This is a genomic window from Limnohabitans parvus II-B4, assembly GCF_003063455.1.
GTDB classification, from domain to species: Bacteria; Pseudomonadota; Gammaproteobacteria; order Burkholderiales; family Burkholderiaceae_C; genus Limnohabitans_A; species Limnohabitans_A parvus.
This window is the reverse complement of record NZ_NESN01000005.1, coordinates 300,155-317,036: the sequence shown is the minus strand read 5'-3', so window position 1 is coordinate 317,036 and position 16,882 is coordinate 300,155. Positions and strand designations below refer to the sequence as shown.

The window sequence follows — 16,882 nt, the reverse complement described above, 5'->3', positions numbered from 1 at the left end:
TTATCGGTGCCTTGCTGAATGTTTCCTCACTTCAAAATCCCATGAACTGGTTGCAAGCAACCCACTTTTTCAGACCCCGATTGCTGACCAGCATGGAGGGATACACCCGCCAACGGCTTGCCAAGGACATGGGCGCCGGATTCACCGTCGGGGTGGTGGCCCTGCCTCTGGCCATGGCCTTTGCCATTGCCTCTGGCCTCAAACCCGAAGCTGGACTTTTCACAGCCATCATTGCAGGCTTCCTCATTTCAGCCTTGGGAGGCAGCCGAGTTCAGATTGGCGGCCCCGCGGGGGCTTTCATCGTCATTGTTTACGGCATCGTTGAACACTATGGCTTGGCCAACCTGATTCTGGCCACGGCCATGTCCGGGGTTTTGTTGTTTTTGATGGGCTTGTTCAGACTGGGCAACCTGATCCGATTCATTCCGGTGGCGGTGGTCATTGGCTTCACCAACGGCATTGCGGTGCTGATCATGCTGTCCCAAATCAAGGATTTGTTGGGCTTGAAGGTGAGCAGCATGCCTGCCGACTTTTTCGGCATCGTCAACGCCCTGTGGCAAAACCTGCAAAGCACCAATTTGGCTGCGCTGCTTTTGGCTTTGGCATCCCTGTCCTTGCTGATCGGTTGGCTGCGCATGAGCCGCCGACTGGCCGAAACCCGCTACAACTGGATCAGCATGATTCCGGGCTCCATCATTGCCTTGGTGTTTGCCACGTTGGCTACGTGGATGTTGTCCTTGCCCGTGGAGACCATCGGCAGCAAATTTGGCGGCATTCCTGCCGCCTTGCCCTCTTTTCAGTGGCCTGAGTTCAGCTGGAGCAGTGCCCGCTTTTTGTTGATGCCAACCCTCACGTTGGCGCTGCTGGGCGCCATTGAATCCTTGCTCTGCGCCCGCATTGCCGACGGCATGATCGGCGACCGCCACAACCCCAACCAGGAGCTGATGGCGCAAGGTGTGGCCAATTTTGTGACGCCATTTTTTGGCGGCATGCCCGCGACAGGCACCATCGCCCGCACGGTCACCAACATCAAAAGCGGCGGCTCCAGCCCCATTTCGGGCATGGTCCATGCACTGACCTTGCTCGCTGTGGTGCTGGTCGCTGCACCGTGGGCTGGCCACATCCCTTTGGCCTGTTTGGCGGCCATCTTGATGTTTGTGGCTTGGAACATGGGCGAATGGCGTGAATTTTGGCACCTGCGCCAGTACCGATTGCCTTACCGGATCACCTTGCTGGCGGTCTTCTTTCTCACGGTGATTTTTGACCTGACTGTCGCCGTAGAAGTCGGCCTGATCGCGGCCTGCCTGACCTTCATTTACCGCATCTCCAGCCTCAGTCGGTGCGAACCAGTCAACCAACTGGACCACCCGGGTCTGGGCAAATTTGAACACCAGGTACAAGCCTGGCGTTTGTATGGGGCCTTGTTTTTCGGCGCCGTCAAACTGATCGAGGAAATTGAAGACAAGATCCAGACGCCCGTCCTTGTCCTGGATTTGAAAAACGTGATTTACATCGACTCGTCTGGTGCGGACGCCTTGATGAATCTGATCGAGACTTGCCGAAAAAAGAACACCCATCTGATCATCTGCGGCCTGTCTCACCAGCCGCTGGACATCTGCCGACGAAGTGGCCTGCTGGAACATCTGGAAGGGCACTTGCAACCTGACTTGGCCACCGGCCTGTCCCGTGCTGTCAGTTGGTCGCCTGCTCAGGCCCGGTAAAATGCCATCAGTTCGGTCCAGATAGCCTTTCCAGTCTGACGCCACTCTTTCTTACACTTTGTCCGGATGCCGCTCATGTCTTTTTTCCGCCGCCCTGATTACGCATCAGACACGACCCAATTCATCGATCAGCTCAAAGCACAGCACCCTCAACTCGAAGCCGAGCAGCGCCAAGGCCGCGCTTTGTTGTGGGACAAGCAGGTGGACCGCACCGTGCAAGCCGAATTCAGCCAAGGCCGCGTGGCCCAAAAGCCCTACGTCTACCAGACCAAGGCTTGAGCCACAGCCCTTCGTTGTGATAACTGCAACGCGCTGCTGAGCGCCAAACTACCCCCTCCATGACCCCTGAGCACACCGATCCCATGGCCCTGCCGCAGCCAGCGGACAGCGCGCCTGCGAGCATGCCTGTGGTGGTGGACCAGGTGGCTTTGGCCCGCCTTTACGGCGAACCGCTGTTTTCGATGCCAACAGACCTCTACATCCCGCCAGATGCGCTGGAGGTGTTTCTGGAGGCGTTCGAAGGTCCACTGGACTTGCTGCTGTATTTGATCCGCAAGCAGAACTTCAACATCCTCGACATCCCCATGGCCGGCGTCACGCGCCAGTACCTGAGCTATGTCGATGAGATACGCCAGCACAACCTGGAGCTGGCCGCCGAATACCTGCTGATGGCGGCGATGCTGATCGAAATCAAGTCACGCATGCTGCTGCCGCCCAAGAAAGTGGCCGAAGGCGAAGAAGCCGAAGACCCACGGGCCGAGCTGGTGCGGCGTTTGCTCGAATACGAACAAATGAAGCTGGCCTCGATGCAGCTCAACGACATTCCGCATTACGGACGCGACTTCCTCAAAGCACAGGTCTACATCGAGCAAAGTCTGCAGCCCCGTTTCCCGGACGTGAGCATGGACGAGCTGCAATCGGCGTGGCGCGACATTCTCAAACGGGCCAATCTGGTCCAGCACCACAAGATCAGCCGCGAAGAACTCAGCGTGCGCGAGCACATGACCATCGTGCTCAAGCACCTGCAAGGCCGCAAGTTTGTCGAGTTCGAGAACCTGTTTGATCCGACTTTGGGCACCCCTGTGCTGGTGGTGACCTTCATTGCCCTGCTCGAGCTGGCCAAAGAAACGCTGATCGAGATCACCCAGGCGGAAGCCTTTGCGCCGATTTATGTTCGGCTGGCTTACACGCCCAACTGATCGATCAAACCGCCTCGCCCCGAGGCCCACGGCCCATCAAGACTTGAACCGCCTCACGGGCTTGCAAGCGGCCATCAAGCAATGCCACCACCGCTTCTGTGATCGGCATGTCCACACCCAAGCTTTGAGCGCGTTGCCAAACCGTGCGGGCGCTGTACACGCCCTCGGCCACATGGCCGAGCGAGGTCACGGCTTGCTCCAGACTCAAACCCTGGGCCAACAGCAAGCCGACCTTGCGGTTGCGGCTCAAGTCACCTGTGGCCGTCAGCACCAAGTCACCCAAGCCCGACAGACCCATGAAGGTTTCAGCTTTGGCACCCAACGCCACACCCAGCCGGGTCATTTCGGCCAAACCACGGGTGATAAGGGCTGCGCGGGCGTTCAGGCCCAAGTCCAGCCCGTCGCACAGGCCCGTGGCAATGGCCAGCACGTTTTTGACGGCACCACCCACCTCGACCCCGACGATGTCGTCGTTGGCGTACACCCGCAGGGCCCCGCCATGAAAGGCCTTGACCAGGGCGTCACGCACTGAAGCATGAGGGCTGGCCGCCACCAAGGCCGTCGGTTGGGTGCGGGCCACTTCTTGCGCAAAGCTGGGGCCATTGAGCGCGCCGGCGCGCAACTGCGGGGCCACCTGGGCTTGCACTTCGTGCGGCATGAGGCCGGTGTCGGCTTCAAAGCCCTTGCACAACCAGGCGACCGAGGCAGGCACGCCTTGCAGAGCTTGCAAGGTGGCGCGCAAGCCCGCCATGGGCGTGGCGATGATGAACAGGTCTTCGGCCCGGGTGGACTGCAACTGAGCCTCGATAGGACCAGAAGTGATGCTGAGGGCTGCAGGCAATTCAATGCCAGGCAAATAGCGCTCGTTGCGGCGCTGCTGCTGCATGGCCCTGGCCTGTGCCGCATCGCGTGCATGCAGACTCACCTGGTGGGCGGGTGACTGGCGGCTGGCGGCGATCGCCAGGGCCGTGCCCCAAGCCCCTGCACCGATGATGGTGATCTGCATGCCGGGCGGGTTCTCGCTTTACTGCTGGGTAGCGGCAGCTTGGGCTTGCTGCTGCTCGTACATGGCCTGGAAGTTGATTTCGGCCAAGTGCACGGGCGGGAAGCCCGCGCGGGTGATCACGTCGGCCACGTTGCCGCGCAGATAGGGGTAAACGATTTGCGGGCAAGCGATGCCCATGATCGCGCCCATCTGGTCTTCGGGCACGTTGCGGATTTCAAAGATGCCGCCTTGTTTGCATTCCACCAAAAACACGGTCTTGTCAGCGATTTTGGTGTGCACGGTGGCAGTCACGCAAACTTCAAAAACGCCTTCGGCCACAGGGGTGGCTTCCACGCCCAGCTGGATATCGACGCTGGGTTGTTGCTGTTCCAGCAAGATGGCAGGCGAATTGGGCTGCTCCAGCGAAGCCTCCTTCAGGTACACACGTTGGATCTGGAAAACAGGGGCTTGGGCTTCGGTGTTGACAGCGGTATCGGTCATGAAATTCTCTCGAGAAAAAGACGGGCAGCCCGCGAAGGACTGCCCAAGGATGAAACAAATGGATTATCAGGGATCAGAAACCGGCTTTGAGCCAGGCTCGGTTTGTGAAAACCCTAGGGGCTTGGGAGGCCCGAAGCTCAAGCAGCCTGCAACAAAGGCACCAGACCACCTTGGGCATCCAGGGCCATCAGGTCGTCGCAGCCGCCCACGTGCGTATCGCCCACATAAATTTGCGGCACCGTGCGGCGACCTGTGATTTGCATCATGTGGTCGCGCTGAGCCGGGTCCAGGTCAATGCGGATTTCTTCAATCTGCTCAACGCCTTTGGCTTTGAGCAGCTGCTTGGCCCGAATGCAATAAGGGCAAACGGCGGTGGTGTACATCTTGACGTTTTGCATAGAAGCTTCCTTGGGGTTCAGGCTTTTTCGACGGGCATGCTGGCGGCTTGCCACGCTTTGAGGCCACCGGCCAAGGACTGCACATTCTCAAAGCCGAGTTTCCGGGCCGTGGCCGCAGCACGGGCTGAGCGCGCGCCCACCTGGCAAACCATCACCACAGGCGACGATTTGCTTTTAACGACTTGGGCCAGCTTTTCTTCCAATTGACCCAATGGCAGGTTTTTGGCACCAATCACATGGCCGCGGGCAAATTCGTCGGGCTCGCACACATCAATGACGATGGCTTTTTCGCGGTTCATCAGCTGCACCATGTCCTGAGGACTGAGCCCGGTGCCTTTGTTCAAGGCAGGAAAAAGCAAAGCCACACCCGAGGCCACGGCCACGGTGATGAGCATCCAGTTGTCGAGGAGAAATTTCACGAATCAAACCTTTGTAAGCCACAAAATACCGGCCCGTCAGCGGGCCGCCAAGTCTCGATTCTAAAATGACGACCTTATCCTCTGTTTTGACCCTTGTTTTTGACAGTCCCTGCTGTTTCCTCACCATGTACAAAATCGTCCTCATCCGCCACGGCGAATCCACCTGGAACCTCGAAAACCGCTTCACCGGCTGGACCGATGTCGACCTGACCCCTACCGGCGTGAGCCAGGCCATGTCGGCCGGCAAACTGCTCAAGGCCGAAGGCTGGGACTTTGACCTGTGCTACACCTCGGTCCTCAAACGCGCCATCCACACCCTGTGGTACACCTTGGACGAGATGGACCGCACCTGGCTGCCCGTGGTCAAGGACTATCGCCTGAACGAGCGCCACTACGGCAGCTTGCAGGGCCTGAACAAGGCCGACATGGCCAAGCAATTTGGTGACGAGCAGGTGCTCATCTGGCGTCGCAGCTACGACACGCCCCCTCCGGCGCTGGAAGCCACCGACCCCCGCTGCGAGCGCAGCGACCGCCGCTATGCCAACGTGGACACCCAGTCCGTGCCGTTGACCGAGTGCCTGAAAGACACCGTGGCCCGCGTGCTGCCGGCCTGGAACGACAGCATCGCCCCCAGCATCAAGGCGGGCAAACGCGTGCTGATCGCCGCGCACGGCAACTCGATCCGCGCCCTGATCAAGTACCTGGACGGCATCTCGGACAGTGACATCGTGAGCCTGAACATCCCCAACGGCATCCCGCTGGTGTACGAGCTGGACGAAAACCTCAAGCCCATCCGCCACTACTACCTGGGCGATGCCGAAGCTGCCGCCGCTGCTGCTGCTGCCGTGGCCAGCCAGGGCAAGGCCTGACTTTTTGATCGGCCCTGGCGTGACAAGGCATTTACATGCCTGTCACCCAAGTCACCCCGCTGGCGGGTGTATATTGACCCGCTTCTGACTGGGAACACACAAGCACATGGGACACAAACTCAAGATCGCGGGCTGGATCGGCGTAGGCGCATTGGCAGGCGCACTGACCACCGTGTCACTGCAAACTGTGGCACGCGGCAGCATGGCCCCTTTGCCGCTCGAAGAGCTGCAGCAACTGGCCGCCGTCTTTGGCATGGTCAAAAGTGACTACGTCGAGCCTGTCGACGAGAAAAAACTGATCTCCGAAGCCATCTCCGGCATGGTGGCCAGCCTGGACCCGCACTCCCAGTATTTCGACAAAAAGAGCTTCAAGGAATTCTCGGAAGGCACCACCGGCAAGTTTGTCGGTGTGGGCATCGAGATCAGCCAGGAAGACGGGCTGGTCAAGATCGTTTCGCCCATCGAGGGCTCTCCTGCCGACCGCGCTGGCCTCAAAACCAACGACCTGATCACCAAGATCAACGACACCGCCGTTAAGGGGCTGAGCCTGAACGAGGCGGTCAAGCGCATGCGTGGTGAGCCCAAAACCAAGGTGCTGCTGACCATTTTCCGCAAGTCCGAAAACCGCACCTTCCCGGTCACCATCGTCCGCGAAGAAATCAAGACCCAGTCGGTCAAATCCAAAATCATCGAGCCGGGTTACGGCTGGATTCGCGTGTCGCAGTTCCAGGAACGCACCGTGGACGACTTCGCGCGCAAGATCGAAGAGATGTACAAGGAAGACCCCAAGCTCAAAGGCTTGGTGCTCGACTTGCGCAACGACCCGGGTGGTCTGCTCGATGCAGCGGTGGCCCTGTCTGCCGCCTTCTTGCCGGAAAACGTCACGGTGGTCACCACCAATGGCCAGCTCGAAGAGAGCAAATTCACCTACAAGGCCACGCCCCAGTTCTGGCGTCGCAACAGCAGCAACGACCCCATCACCCGCATGACACTGGCCACAGGCGGCGCACTGAAAAAAGTGCCTTTGGTGATTTTGGTCAACGAAGGTTCTGCCTCGGCCAGTGAAATCGTGGCGGGTGCCCTGCAAGACTACAAACGCGGCACCCTGATGGGCAGCCAGACCTTTGGCAAGGGCTCGGTACAAACGGTGCGCCAGTTGGGCCCTGACACGGCGCTCAAGATCACCACCGCCCGCTACTACACCCCCAATGGTCGTGCCATCCAGGCCAAAGGCATCGTGCCCGAAGTGATGCTGGACGAAACCGAAAACGGCAATGTGTTCTCTGCTTTGCGCACCCGCGAAGCCGATCTGGAGAAACACCTCTCCAACGGCAAGGAAGCCGAAGAGAAGAAAGACCCAGCCCGCGAAAAAGCCCGTGAAGAAGCGCTCAAAAAACTGGAAGAAGAGTCCAAAAAGCCCGTGGCCGAACGCCGTTTGCCCGAGTTCGGCTCCGATAAAGACTTCCAGCTGATCCAAGCTTTGAATCAACTCAAAGGCTTGCCTGTCAAAGCCAGCACGACTCTGGCAGAACGCAAGATTGAGAAGAAAGACGACTGAGCGCCATGGAAACGCGCATGGATAACGCGCATGGATGACGCACAGTTGCTGCGCTATTCGCGGCACATTCTGCTCAATGAGCTGGGCATCGACGGCCAGGAAAATCTTCTGGCCTCCCACGCACTCATCGTCGGTGCGGGCGGACTGGGCTCTCCGGTCAGCCTGTATCTGGGCAGTGCCGGGGTCGGCCACATCACCGTGGTCGACCACGATGAAGTGGACGCCACCAACTTGCAGCGACAAATTGCCCACACGCTGGACCGGGTCGGCCAGCCCAAAGCCGAATCGGTGCGCACGGCGATTGCGCAAATCAACCCCGATGTGCAAGTGACCGCCATCACCCAGCGGGCCGATGCGGCTTTGCTCGACACCCTGGTGGCGCAAGCTGACGTGGTGCTGGACTGCTGCGACAACTTTGAAACCCGCCAAGCCGTCAACCTCGCCTGCGTGAAGCACCGCAAACCCCTAGTATCCGGCGCGGCCATCCGCATGGACGGGCAGGTCTCGGTGTTTGACAGCACGCGGTCCGAAGCACCCTGCTATGCCTGCATCTTCCCTCCAGAACAACAGCCCGAGGAAACCCGCTGCGCCACCATGGGCGTGTTCGCTCCCTTGGTGGGCATCATCGGCACGGTGCAAGCGGCCGAGGCTCTCAAAATTTTGAGTGGCATGGGCAGCCACATGGCCGGACGTTTGCTGATGCTCGACGGGCGCGAGTTGTCGTGGACCGACATTCGCATGCAACGCAACCCGGCCTGCCCGGTGTGCGCAGCGCACCGCCAGGATTGATCCGGCCCCCGGTCAAACCACCATTCGGCCGCAGGGGCGACCTCCCACAAAGGACGGGTACGCCAAGTCTTTTGCCTCAGTCAGCTGCCATGACAAGTGCCGTGGAATTTTCTGAAAACGGGTGGCGACATGGCGACTTCGTCTGCTGCAAAAACACCTCTTTTTTGTTTTTGTGCCTGACGTTGCAACCCCGCATACGGGCCTTTGCCCGTGCGAAACCGGTACGCCCAAGCCATGCCGGAGCGCACCATTTCAGCACCCAGATCCACACCTTCAATCGACAAACGTCCGATCTGACGCCCATAGGTGTCGTGGCCGTGATCCACCACCTGCACCGGCTTGCGCAATGCCAGCCGAATCAATGCATCGCGGGCTTCACTGCCGCCGGGCTGGCAGGTCTCGGGGGCATCAATGCCTTCGATGCGAAATTTGACAGGCTCGTGCTGGCCTTCACGCACCAACAGCACCGTGTCACCATCCATGACCCAACTGACCCAAGCCGACCAGACCTCAGCGGCCTGCCCAGCGCAAGGCAGCGCCAAGGCAAGCAGACAGCACCACGAATGCCAAACCCTCATGCCACGCCCTTGCCGCGCCGCCCCTGGCGGCGATTGGCCCTGGGCAAGTCGGGGCTCAGTTCGGTGAGCAAGGTTTGGGTACGGGCTTGCAAGCGCTCCAGTGCTTCGTCAAATTGGGCAGCTTGTTCGGGCTGCAGTGCGCTCAAGATTTGACTGTTGATGGCTTGAATTTGGGGCATCAACACGTCATAAAGCTGCCGCCCTGCCGGGGTCAGACTCACCAACGCGCTGCGCCGGTCGTTGGCGAGGATGGTGCGCAGCACCAGCTGCTTGTGGCCCAAGGCCGTCAAGGTCCGCGAAGTGCGGGCGCGGTCACGGTGCATGCGCTCGGCCAGAGCCGACGGCGGCAAGCTGCCGTTTTCATACAGTTGGGCCACCACGGCCCATTCGCGCCGCGTGATGCCGTAGCCGCCCTCACACAAGCGCACCACCATGGCCCCCGCCACGCTCGACAAACGGCCCAGCCTGTACAAAAGCAGGTCATCAATCGAAGCCAGACGCTGAGAAGGAGACAAGGACATCAGGGTTTTCCGGGGGGATGGTTGATTAGATCAATTGTCCGTCAAGGCGCTACATTCTGACTGGACTTGCGCTTTCAACAAGGGCCCCCCAAATCCCGTACCACCGGAGACTTTCATGAATCCCATTCACCTCTTCAACCGCCGCACACTGGGCCTGCTGGCACTTTCTCTGGCAGCGTTCTCGCCCAACCTGCACGCACAAGACAAACCACCGCTCAAGATCGTGGTGGGTTTTCCGCCCGGTGGCTCGGCCGACATCCTGGCCCGCATGGTGGCCGACGCCCTGCGCGAGGACTTTGGCACCATCGTGGTGGACAACAAGCCCGGCGCAGGCGGACGCATTGCCCTGAATGCGGTCAAGGCTGCCAAGCCCGATGGCCAGACCGTGATCGTGCTGCCCAGCGGCCCCATGGTGCTGTTTCCCCACGTCTACAAAAAGCTCGACTACGACGCGGTGAAAGATTTCACGCCCGTCTCGCAAATCGCCCGCTTCCAGTTCGGCGTGGTGTCTGGCCCCGCCAGCAACGCGAAAAACGTGGCCGACATGGTGGCCAAGGCCAAGAGCGACCCGGGCAACGCCAGTTATGGCACGCCCGGCGCTGGCACCTTGCCGCACTTCATGGGCGTGTTGATGGAGCAGTCAGCCGGCATCAGCCTGAACCATGTGCCCTTCCAAGGCGGCGCACCGGCCAACAACGCCCTGCTGGGCGGCCACATCGGCTACAAATTTGACGTGGTGTCCGAAACCGCCGAAATGCACCGGGCCGGCAAAGTCCGCATCATCGCTGTGACCGGCAGCCAGCGCGACCCGCAAGTGCCCGAAGTGCCCACCCTCAAGGAATCGGGCATCAACATGGACGCCACGGCATGGTTTGCCATGTATGGCCCCGCTGGCATGAAAGGCGATGCACTCACCCGCCTTGAAAAATCCATGATGAAAATCGCACGCGACCCGGTCATGAAAGACAAGATGCTCAAGCTCGGTTACGAGCCGATTGGCTCCAATTCGGCCGATCTGGCTGCGGCGCAAAAAGCAGACCTCAACCGCTGGGAAAAGCCCATCAAGGCCACTGGCGTGCAGCTCGACTGACCCCCTGTAAATCCGAACGCAAACACACATGACACATTCATTTATACGCACTTGCCTGATCGGCAGCCTCGGCCTGCTGCTGGGGACCTGTTCACTGGCCCAAACCGCAGCCTGGCCCAGCAAGCCGGTCAAATTCGTCAACAGCTGGCCGGCGGGCGGTCCATCCGACATCCTGGCACGCGCCGTGGGCGATGTGCTGCAAAAGCAATTCGGCCAGCCTTTTGTGGTGGACAACAAACCTGGGGCTGCAGGCAATGTGGGGGCTGATCAGGTGGCCAAATCCGCGCCCGATGGCCACAGCTTGCTGTGGGGCATCGACACCACCCACACCATCAACCCGCACATCTATAAGGCCATGCCTTTCAAGGAGGCCGACCTCAAGCCCTTGGTGGTGATCTCTAGCTCCGGCCTGTTGCTGGGCGTGCACCCGAGCACGGGGTTCAAAACCGCCAAAGACTTCTTGCAGGCGGCTCGCGAGCGCAGCCTGAACTTCAGCTCGGGCGGCAACGGCTCGCCCGGCCACCTGTGGGTCAACATGGCCAACATCTCGGCCGCCACGCGGCTGACACACATCCCCTACCGAGGCAACTCTCCCGCCGTGATGGCCGTGGTCTCGGGCGAAGTCGATGGTGGCACTTTGGCCACCCCGGGCATGCTGCCGCAAGTCAAAGGCGGCAAAGTCACCGCACTGGCCGTGACCAGTCGCAAGCGTTCTCGCTTGGCCCCCGAAGTGCCCACCGTGGCCGAAGCGGGCTTCAAGGATCTGGAAAGCGAAGTGCTTTACGTGGTTATGGCACCGATCAACACCCCCGAACCCCTGATGCAAACCATGGCCAAAGCCATCACCGATGCCTTGGCCCGACCCGAGTTGCAAACCAGACTGAACGATCTGGACATGGCCTATGAAGGCCTGAGCGGCAGCGCTGCCACACAACGCCTGAAAACACTTTCCGACCAATATGGCCGCGTGATCCGCGCCACAGGCATGAAGGTCGACTGACCGCTCTCGCATGACCACCCCACAACGCCCCAACATCATCTTCATCGTGGCCGACGACCTCGGCTTTGCCGACCTCGGTTGCTACGGCGGGCGCGACGCGAAGTTCGGCAAGGTCTCGCCCGTGCTCGACCGGCTGGCCGCAGCAGGCCTCAAGTTCACACAGGGGTATTCCAACTCGCCCGTGTGCTCGCCCACCCGCTTTGCGCTCATGACGGCGCGCTACCAGTACCGCCTGCGCGGCGGTGCCGACGAGCCCATCAACAGCAAGAGCAAAGGCAGCAAGGTGCTGGGCCTTCCGCCTGAGCACCCCACCCTGCCCTCGCTGCTCAAGGCCAGCGGCTACCGCACGGCCTTGATTGGCAAATGGCACCTGGGCTACCCGCCCCACTTCAGCCCCCTCAAATCGGGTTACGAAGAGTTTTTTGGCCCCATGTCGGGTGGCGTGGACTACTTCACCCACGCCAGCAACAACGGCACACACGACCTCTACACCAACGAAGAAGAAAAGCACGAAGACGGCTACCTGACCGACCTGATCTCGCACAAGGCGGTGGACTTTGTGAACCGCATGGCTCCGGGCGCTGCGCAGGGCACACCCTTCTTTTTGAGCCTGCACTACACCGCGCCGCACTGGCCCTGGGAAACGCGCGAAGACCATGCGCTGGCGCAAGAGGTCAAAGACAACCTGTTCCACCTGCATGGCGGCAACATCCACACCTACCACCGCATGATCCACCACATGGACGAAGGCATTGGCTGGATGGTGGACGCACTCAAAAAAACAGGCCAGCTCGACAACACTCTGATCGTCTTCACCAGTGACAACGGCGGCGAGCGTTTCAGCGACAACTGGCCCCTGGTGGGCGGCAAGATGGACCTGACCGAGGGCGGCATCCGCGTGCCGTGGATCGCCCACTGGCCCGCCGTCATCGCACCCGGCGGCACATCGGCCCAACACTGCATGACCATGGACTGGTCGGCCACGATGGTCGAGCTGGCAGGCGCACAGGCCGATGCCGAGCACCCGTTTGACGGCGTGTCCATGCTCCCCGTGCTGCACGACGCCAAACACCAGTTTGAACGGCCCTTGTACTGGCGCATGAACCACCGGGGCCAACGCGCCCTGCGCATGGGCGACTACAAATACCTGCGGGTGGACGGCAACGACTACTTGTTCAACATCCCGGCCGATGAACGTGAGCGTGCCAACTTGGCCAAGCACCAGCCCGAGAAGCTGCAAAGCCTGCGTGCCGCATGGGAAGCCTGGGACAGCACCGTGCCCGCCATTCCCGAAGACGCCACCATCAGCCTGGGTTACTCGGTCAAGGACATGCCTCAGCGCTGAGACGCAGGCAGCTAAGATCGGGCATGGCTTACATCGATCGATTCCTCACTTTCCGTGAGTGGCCCCGCCTGACTGGCCCACTGGCCCGCACCGAAGTGCTGGCGGGTCTGACCGTGGCCTTGGTCATGGTGCCGCAAGCCGTGGCCTATGCGGGCTTGGCCGGCATGCCCTTGGTGACCGGGCTTTACACCTGCCTGATTCCCGCCCTTTTGGCCGTGCTGTTTGGCAGCGCCTCACGCCTGTCGGTTGGCCCGGCCGCGCTGACTTGCGTCCTGATTGGTGCATCGCTGACCGGCATGGCCGAACCTGGCTCTCCCGAATGGGTCGCGCTGGCGGTGTGGCTGTCGCTGTTGTCGGGCACGATCCAGTTGCTGCTGGGTTTGGGCCATTACGGCTGGCTCATCAACTTGGTCAGTGCCCCCGTCATGATGGGTTTTACCCAAGCGGCTTCCTTGCTGATCATGGCCTCGCAGGTGCCGGCCTTGTTGGGCGTCAAGACCTGGAGCTGGGACGTGACCACATGGTCCACCTGGCTCACCCATTGGCCTGCGCTGTTTGGTTTGACCAGTCTGGCCGCCTTGTTGGTGCTGCGCCAACTCAAGCCCCGCTGGCCAGGCATCATGCTGGTGATGGGCGCCGCCTCGGCTGTGGGCTATGCCACGGGCTATGCAGACCACGGTGACATTGTGGGCCTGCTGCCCTCGGGCTTGCCCAGCCTTTACTGGCCGCACTGGCCCGGCCTGGATGTGCTCAACCAGCTGTGGGTTCCGGCCATGGTGATTGCGCTGGTGAGCTTTCTGGAAACCGCCTCCAGCGCCCGCATTGAATGCCAGCGTGACGGCAAACGCTGGGACGACAGCACCGAACTCTTCAGCCAAGGGCTGGCCAAACTGGCCTCGGCGTTTTCAGGCAGCTTCCCCACCAGCACTTCGTTTTCTCGTTCAGCGCTCATGCTGTATTCCGGCGCACGGTCGGGCTGGGCCGTGGTGGCCTCGGTCGCGTTCGTGCTGCTGGCGTTGTTGATCCTCATGCCCGCCTTGCAATACGTGCCACGCTCGGTCATGGCCGCTGCGGTCATCGTGGCCGTGCTCAACTTGTTCCAACCGCGCCAGTTCCTGAAGCTCTGGCGCATTGATCGCATTGAGACCCTGACCGCTGGCGTGACCTTTGCCATCACCTTGGCCACCGCACCGCGGATTTACTGGGGTGTGATGACCGGTGTGTTGGTGGGCTTGAGCCACTTTTTGCACACCCGCTTGCACCCGCGCATCATCGAAGTGGGCCTGCACGCTGACGGCAGTCTTCGCGACCGGCATTTGTGGAAGCTGCCCCCCTTGGCACAACAACTCTATGCACTGCGCATGGATGCCGAACTGGACTTTGCCGCCGCCAGCGATTTTGAGCGTGCCATCGCCGATCATCTGGCGCGTCACCCCGACACGAAACACGTGTGCCTGTTTGCGCAACCCATCAACAGGATCGATGCCACAGGCGTTGAAATATTTGGGCAACTGCATCGCCAATTGACAACGCGGGGCATCACTTTGCACATCAGCGGCATCAAGTTGCCCGTCGAAACGGCTTTGCGCCGTGCCGGTGAACTCGGTGAGGGTCCGTTCCTCAAGATGTACCGAACCGACGCCGAAGCCCTTCAATCGATCACGGCACTTGACCCCTTACCGGCAGATATGGGCGCTGCCGCCATCTGAGGCAGATCAATCGGGAATGTCGGCCTCAACCAAGAGGGCCAGCAATTGCAAGGACTCCTGCCAGCCCAGGCAGCAAGCCTCTGGCGGGATCGGATCGGGAATACCCGCCTGCTCGATGTTCACCTCGGTGCCCACTGAAACCGTTTGAAAACGGATGGTGGTAACCATCTCCCCCGGCAAATCCGAAGCATCAAAGCGGTCGGTATGACAGAGCAGTTCAGCGGGGCGCAATTCCAGAAACTGCCCCCCAAAACTGTGTGATTGACCGTTGCTCAAGTTGGTGAACGACATCCGGTAGCCGCCCCCCACGCGGGCATCCATCTCATGCACGCGGCCCGTAAAGCCATGTGGCGGCAACCATTTGGCCATGGCATCGGGATCGATGAAAGCACGGAAAACACGCTCGGCGGGGGCGCGAAAGACGCGTTGAAATCTAACGGTATGCGGCATGTGCTCTCCTCCAAAGCGAACATTTTGCCAATGTTCAGGCCAAGCCTTTTTCAAACTCAGTCAAGCGCTTGTGAATCGAGCGCAATTCGGTGATGTCGGTCCAGCGCTCGATCAGGTAAGAAAACGCCTCGTTCACCTTGCCAAACGCATTGCTGACCTGCTGGATCACACCCAGCGTGATCAGCCCGGTGAACAACGAAGGCCCCATCAGCAGGTAAGGAAAGATCACCATCGTCTGGCTGTAGAAATTGCTCCAGAGATTGAAGTAAGCATAGTGGTTGAACAAACGGAAGTTGTTCAGCCGCACCCCAGTGAATAAATTCAGCACCGTGGGCAAATCCATGCGGCTGCGGTCGTCTTCGGCATAGACCAGATCCTTGCGCAATGCGGCCTCGGTCTTTTGGTTGTTGTATTCCAGCCCCGGCAGGCGGATGCCCACAAACCACGACAACACGGTGCCGCCCAAAGCGGCGGTCAAAGCCACCCAGAACAGCGAACCCTCAAACTGCAACCAGGCAATGGCCATACCCTTGGACAGCGCCCACAAAATCGGAATGAACGAAGCCAGTGTGAGCAGCGCGCGCACCAGCCCCAGCCCCAGGTTTTCGGTCTGGCGGGCAAAGCGCATGCAGTCTTCCTGAATGCGCTGCGAAGCGCCCTCGACCGTCTCGCTGGTCTTTTGCCAACGCGGCAAATACACCTCGGTCATGGCCTGACGCCAACGAAAGGCATAGTGGGAAGCCAGATAAGTCTCCAGGCTGCGCAGCAGCATGTAGGGAAACGCGATCCACGCAAACTGCTGCATGAAGCCCCAAAACATGGCCAGCCCACCCGCCTGCTCTGGCTTTTGCAACAAGTCATAAAACTGGCCATACCAAGTGTTGAGCTTGACCGTTTGCTGCACCGTGATGAACACCAAGGCCAACAAAACCAACAATCCACCCCAAGCCCACAAGGCCCAGCGGCGCGAAAGAAAGAAACTGCGGTACATCAAAAATCCTCACCCTTGTGTCGAAAGAACAAACACGCCTGCCCTGCTGCCCCATCCAATTAACATCCAAAAAGTTGGCCGTATCGTGATGGGTTTGATCGCCTGAGGATGGCAGAGCGAGAGCGTAGCATCATGGTTGAACTCCTTGGGGCGCCATGCCATATGCCCGCTCCACTTTCGCCACACGCACTTGGAATTGACCATACCAGCTCTTGCGCCCCTGCTCGCGGGCCAGGCTGTGTTCTGCATCGTTACGCCAGGCAAGAATGGCCTCTTCGCTGACCCAATACGACACCGTGATGCCCAAACCATCTGCACCACGGACGCTCTCTACCCCCAGAAAGCCAGGTTGCTGCGCGGCCAGCGCCACCATGCGTTCGGCCATGTGGCCATAACCCTCGTCAGCCGCTGTGCGCTGGCTGGTGAAGATGACGGCGAAATAAGGGGGTTCAGGGGTTTGAGCAAACATTAGATGACTCCATGGCCAATATTTGAACGCTTGCGAAAGCACGCAGCGCGTGCCCAATGCGTGACCACGTTGATGCGCGCGATCGTGCCGGGGCAGTCATGCGCAGCATCGGGGCTCGCACAGGACTTGTTGTACGTTGATGACCAGAACAGCGGTGTGCATGAACGACCCTTCTTTTTGAACTACATGGTAATCCCCCTGGTTGACTGAACCCATTGAGGGGCAACCGAGCTTGCGGCATTTTTGATGCGTGCTAGCTGCAGAACACCAAGCATGTGACATGCTTAAGA

19 protein-coding genes are annotated in these 16,882 nt (G+C 60.1%); 10 read left to right on the top strand and 9 right to left on the bottom strand.

The window, feature by feature from the left end; all coding sequences use genetic code 11:
- Nucleotides 1-41 precede the first annotated feature (41 nt).
- The 3 genes from B9Z37_RS13945 to B9Z37_RS13935 all read left to right on the top strand — a co-directional run bounded on the left by B9Z37_RS13945 (nt 42) and on the right by B9Z37_RS13935 (nt 2,920).
- The gene (locus B9Z37_RS13945) at nt 42-1,721 is read left to right on the top strand and encodes a SulP family inorganic anion transporter (RefSeq protein ID WP_108313616.1); all 1,680 of its coding nucleotides are present in this window, start codon (nt 42-44) and stop codon (nt 1,719-1,721) included.
- A gap of 75 nt (nt 1,722-1,796) precedes the next feature.
- Nucleotides 1,797-2,000: a DUF3460 family protein gene (locus B9Z37_RS13940; RefSeq protein WP_108313662.1), complete on the top strand. Its 204-nt coding sequence runs from the start codon at nt 1,797-1,799 to the stop codon at nt 1,998-2,000.
- 83 nt (nt 2,001-2,083) lie between these two features.
- Nucleotides 2,084-2,920: a segregation and condensation protein A gene (locus B9Z37_RS13935; RefSeq protein ID WP_240606739.1), complete on the top strand. Its 837-nt coding sequence runs from the start codon at nt 2,084-2,086 to the stop codon at nt 2,918-2,920.
- 4 nt (nt 2,921-2,924) lie between these two features.
- Here B9Z37_RS13935 and B9Z37_RS13930 read toward each other — a convergent pair whose 3' ends face one another.
- From B9Z37_RS13930 to B9Z37_RS13915, 4 genes are all read right to left on the bottom strand, one after another.
- Nucleotides 2,925-3,926, bottom strand: a complete 1,002-nt coding sequence (locus tag B9Z37_RS13930; RefSeq protein ID WP_108313614.1) for an NAD(P)H-dependent glycerol-3-phosphate dehydrogenase — start codon at nt 3,924-3,926, stop codon at nt 2,925-2,927.
- A gap of 18 nt (nt 3,927-3,944) precedes the next feature.
- A complete protein-coding gene (gene secB / locus B9Z37_RS13925; protein WP_108313613.1) occupies nt 3,945-4,406 on the bottom strand; it encodes a protein-export chaperone SecB in 462 nt (153 codons plus the stop codon).
- A gap of 137 nt (nt 4,407-4,543) precedes the next feature.
- The gene (gene grxC, locus B9Z37_RS13920; RefSeq protein ID WP_108313612.1) at nt 4,544-4,804 is read right to left on the bottom strand and encodes a glutaredoxin 3; all 261 of its coding nucleotides are present in this window, start codon (nt 4,802-4,804) and stop codon (nt 4,544-4,546) included.
- 17 nt (nt 4,805-4,821) lie between these two features.
- Complete coding sequence (locus B9Z37_RS13915) at nt 4,822-5,223, bottom strand: rhodanese-like domain-containing protein (RefSeq protein ID WP_108313611.1); 402 nt, start codon at nt 5,221-5,223, stop codon at nt 4,822-4,824.
- 125 nt (nt 5,224-5,348) lie between these two features.
- On the opposite strand from B9Z37_RS13915, the gene gpmA reads away from it, so the two are divergent.
- The 3 genes from gpmA to B9Z37_RS13900 all read left to right on the top strand — a co-directional run bounded on the left by gpmA (nt 5,349) and on the right by B9Z37_RS13900 (nt 8,439).
- Nucleotides 5,349-6,092: a 2,3-diphosphoglycerate-dependent phosphoglycerate mutase gene (gpmA, locus tag B9Z37_RS13910; protein WP_108313610.1), complete on the top strand. Its 744-nt coding sequence runs from the start codon at nt 5,349-5,351 to the stop codon at nt 6,090-6,092.
- Nucleotides 6,093-6,198: 106 nt separating this feature from the next.
- Nucleotides 6,199-7,650, top strand: a complete 1,452-nt coding sequence (locus tag B9Z37_RS13905) for a S41 family peptidase (protein WP_108313609.1) — start codon at nt 6,199-6,201, stop codon at nt 7,648-7,650.
- Nucleotides 7,651-7,680: 30 nt separating this feature from the next.
- The gene (locus B9Z37_RS13900; RefSeq protein WP_108313608.1) at nt 7,681-8,439 is read left to right on the top strand and encodes a HesA/MoeB/ThiF family protein; all 759 of its coding nucleotides are present in this window, start codon (nt 7,681-7,683) and stop codon (nt 8,437-8,439) included.
- A gap of 80 nt (nt 8,440-8,519) precedes the next feature.
- Here B9Z37_RS13900 and B9Z37_RS13895 read toward each other — a convergent pair whose 3' ends face one another.
- Entirely contained in the window at nt 8,520-9,017 is a 498-nt protein-coding gene (locus tag B9Z37_RS13895) for a thermonuclease family protein (RefSeq protein ID WP_240606736.1), read from the bottom strand.
- On the bottom strand, nt 9,014-9,538 hold the full coding sequence (locus B9Z37_RS13890; RefSeq protein WP_108313607.1) for a MarR family winged helix-turn-helix transcriptional regulator: 525 nt from the start codon (nt 9,536-9,538) through the stop codon (nt 9,014-9,016). The genes B9Z37_RS13895 and B9Z37_RS13890 overlap by 4 nt, the downstream gene beginning before the upstream one ends.
- Nucleotides 9,539-9,653: 115 nt before the next feature.
- Here B9Z37_RS13890 and B9Z37_RS13885 point away from each other — a divergent pair, with 115 nt between their 5' ends.
- Genes B9Z37_RS13885 through B9Z37_RS13870 form a run of 4 tightly spaced genes read left to right on the top strand, consistent with a single transcriptional unit; the run spans nt 9,654 to nt 14,682 of the window.
- Nucleotides 9,654-10,628, top strand: a complete 975-nt coding sequence (locus B9Z37_RS13885; protein ID WP_108313606.1) for a Bug family tripartite tricarboxylate transporter substrate binding protein — start codon at nt 9,654-9,656, stop codon at nt 10,626-10,628.
- Between the two features lie 28 nt (nt 10,629-10,656).
- On the top strand, nt 10,657-11,628 hold the full coding sequence (locus B9Z37_RS13880) for a Bug family tripartite tricarboxylate transporter substrate binding protein (RefSeq protein ID WP_108313605.1): 972 nt from the start codon (nt 10,657-10,659) through the stop codon (nt 11,626-11,628).
- 10 nt (nt 11,629-11,638) lie between these two features.
- Nucleotides 11,639-12,973 (top strand): sulfatase family protein, encoded by a 1,335-nt coding sequence (locus B9Z37_RS13875; protein WP_108313604.1) that lies wholly within the window; start codon nt 11,639-11,641, stop codon nt 12,971-12,973.
- 23 nt (nt 12,974-12,996) lie between these two features.
- Nucleotides 12,997-14,682 (top strand): SulP family inorganic anion transporter, encoded by a 1,686-nt coding sequence (locus B9Z37_RS13870; RefSeq protein WP_108313603.1) that lies wholly within the window; start codon nt 12,997-12,999, stop codon nt 14,680-14,682.
- Nucleotides 14,683-14,688: 6 nt separating this feature from the next.
- Here B9Z37_RS13870 and B9Z37_RS13865 read toward each other — a convergent pair whose 3' ends face one another.
- From B9Z37_RS13865 to B9Z37_RS13855, 3 genes are all read right to left on the bottom strand, one after another.
- Nucleotides 14,689-15,132, bottom strand: coding sequence for an SRPBCC family protein (locus B9Z37_RS13865; protein WP_108313602.1), 444 nt, complete (start codon nt 15,130-15,132; stop codon nt 14,689-14,691).
- A 34-nt stretch (nt 15,133-15,166) separates the two neighbouring features.
- On the bottom strand, nt 15,167-16,123 hold the full coding sequence (locus B9Z37_RS13860) for a putative transporter (RefSeq protein WP_108313601.1): 957 nt from the start codon (nt 16,121-16,123) through the stop codon (nt 15,167-15,169).
- A 130-nt stretch (nt 16,124-16,253) separates the two neighbouring features.
- A complete protein-coding gene (locus B9Z37_RS13855) occupies nt 16,254-16,592 on the bottom strand; it encodes an antibiotic biosynthesis monooxygenase family protein (protein ID WP_108313600.1) in 339 nt (112 codons plus the stop codon).
- Nucleotides 16,593-16,882: the final 290 nt, after the last annotated feature.

Coding starts and splice junctions, on each gene's coding strand:
- B9Z37_RS13945 (WP_108313616.1), top strand. CDS start 42: ATGAACTGGTTGCAAGCAACCCACTTTTTCAGACCCCGATTGCTGACC.
- B9Z37_RS13940 (WP_108313662.1), top strand. CDS start 1,797: ATGTCTTTTTTCCGCCGCCCTGATTACGCATCAGACACGACCCAATTC.
- B9Z37_RS13935 (WP_240606739.1), top strand. CDS start 2,084: ATGGCCCTGCCGCAGCCAGCGGACAGCGCGCCTGCGAGCATGCCTGTG.
- B9Z37_RS13930 (WP_108313614.1), bottom strand. CDS start 3,926: ATGCAGATCACCATCATCGGTGCAGGGGCTTGGGGCACGGCCCTGGCG.
- secB (WP_108313613.1), bottom strand. CDS start 4,406: ATGACCGATACCGCTGTCAACACCGAAGCCCAAGCCCCTGTTTTCCAG.
- grxC (WP_108313612.1), bottom strand. CDS start 4,804: ATGCAAAACGTCAAGATGTACACCACCGCCGTTTGCCCTTATTGCATT.
- gpmA (WP_108313610.1), top strand. CDS start 5,349: ATGTACAAAATCGTCCTCATCCGCCACGGCGAATCCACCTGGAACCTC.
- B9Z37_RS13905 (WP_108313609.1), top strand. CDS start 6,199: ATGGGACACAAACTCAAGATCGCGGGCTGGATCGGCGTAGGCGCATTG.
- B9Z37_RS13900 (WP_108313608.1), top strand. CDS start 7,681: ATGGATGACGCACAGTTGCTGCGCTATTCGCGGCACATTCTGCTCAAT.
- B9Z37_RS13895 (WP_240606736.1), bottom strand. CDS start 9,017: ATGAGGGTTTGGCATTCGTGGTGCTGTCTGCTTGCCTTGGCGCTGCCT.
- B9Z37_RS13890 (WP_108313607.1), bottom strand. CDS start 9,538: ATGTCCTTGTCTCCTTCTCAGCGTCTGGCTTCGATTGATGACCTGCTT.
- B9Z37_RS13885 (WP_108313606.1), top strand. CDS start 9,654: ATGAATCCCATTCACCTCTTCAACCGCCGCACACTGGGCCTGCTGGCA.
- B9Z37_RS13880 (WP_108313605.1), top strand. CDS start 10,657: ATGACACATTCATTTATACGCACTTGCCTGATCGGCAGCCTCGGCCTG.
- B9Z37_RS13875 (WP_108313604.1), top strand. CDS start 11,639: ATGACCACCCCACAACGCCCCAACATCATCTTCATCGTGGCCGACGAC.
- B9Z37_RS13870 (WP_108313603.1), top strand. CDS start 12,997: ATGGCTTACATCGATCGATTCCTCACTTTCCGTGAGTGGCCCCGCCTG.
- B9Z37_RS13865 (WP_108313602.1), bottom strand. CDS start 15,132: ATGCCGCATACCGTTAGATTTCAACGCGTCTTTCGCGCCCCCGCCGAG.
- B9Z37_RS13860 (WP_108313601.1), bottom strand. CDS start 16,123: ATGTACCGCAGTTTCTTTCTTTCGCGCCGCTGGGCCTTGTGGGCTTGG.
- B9Z37_RS13855 (WP_108313600.1), bottom strand. CDS start 16,592: ATGTTTGCTCAAACCCCTGAACCCCCTTATTTCGCCGTCATCTTCACC.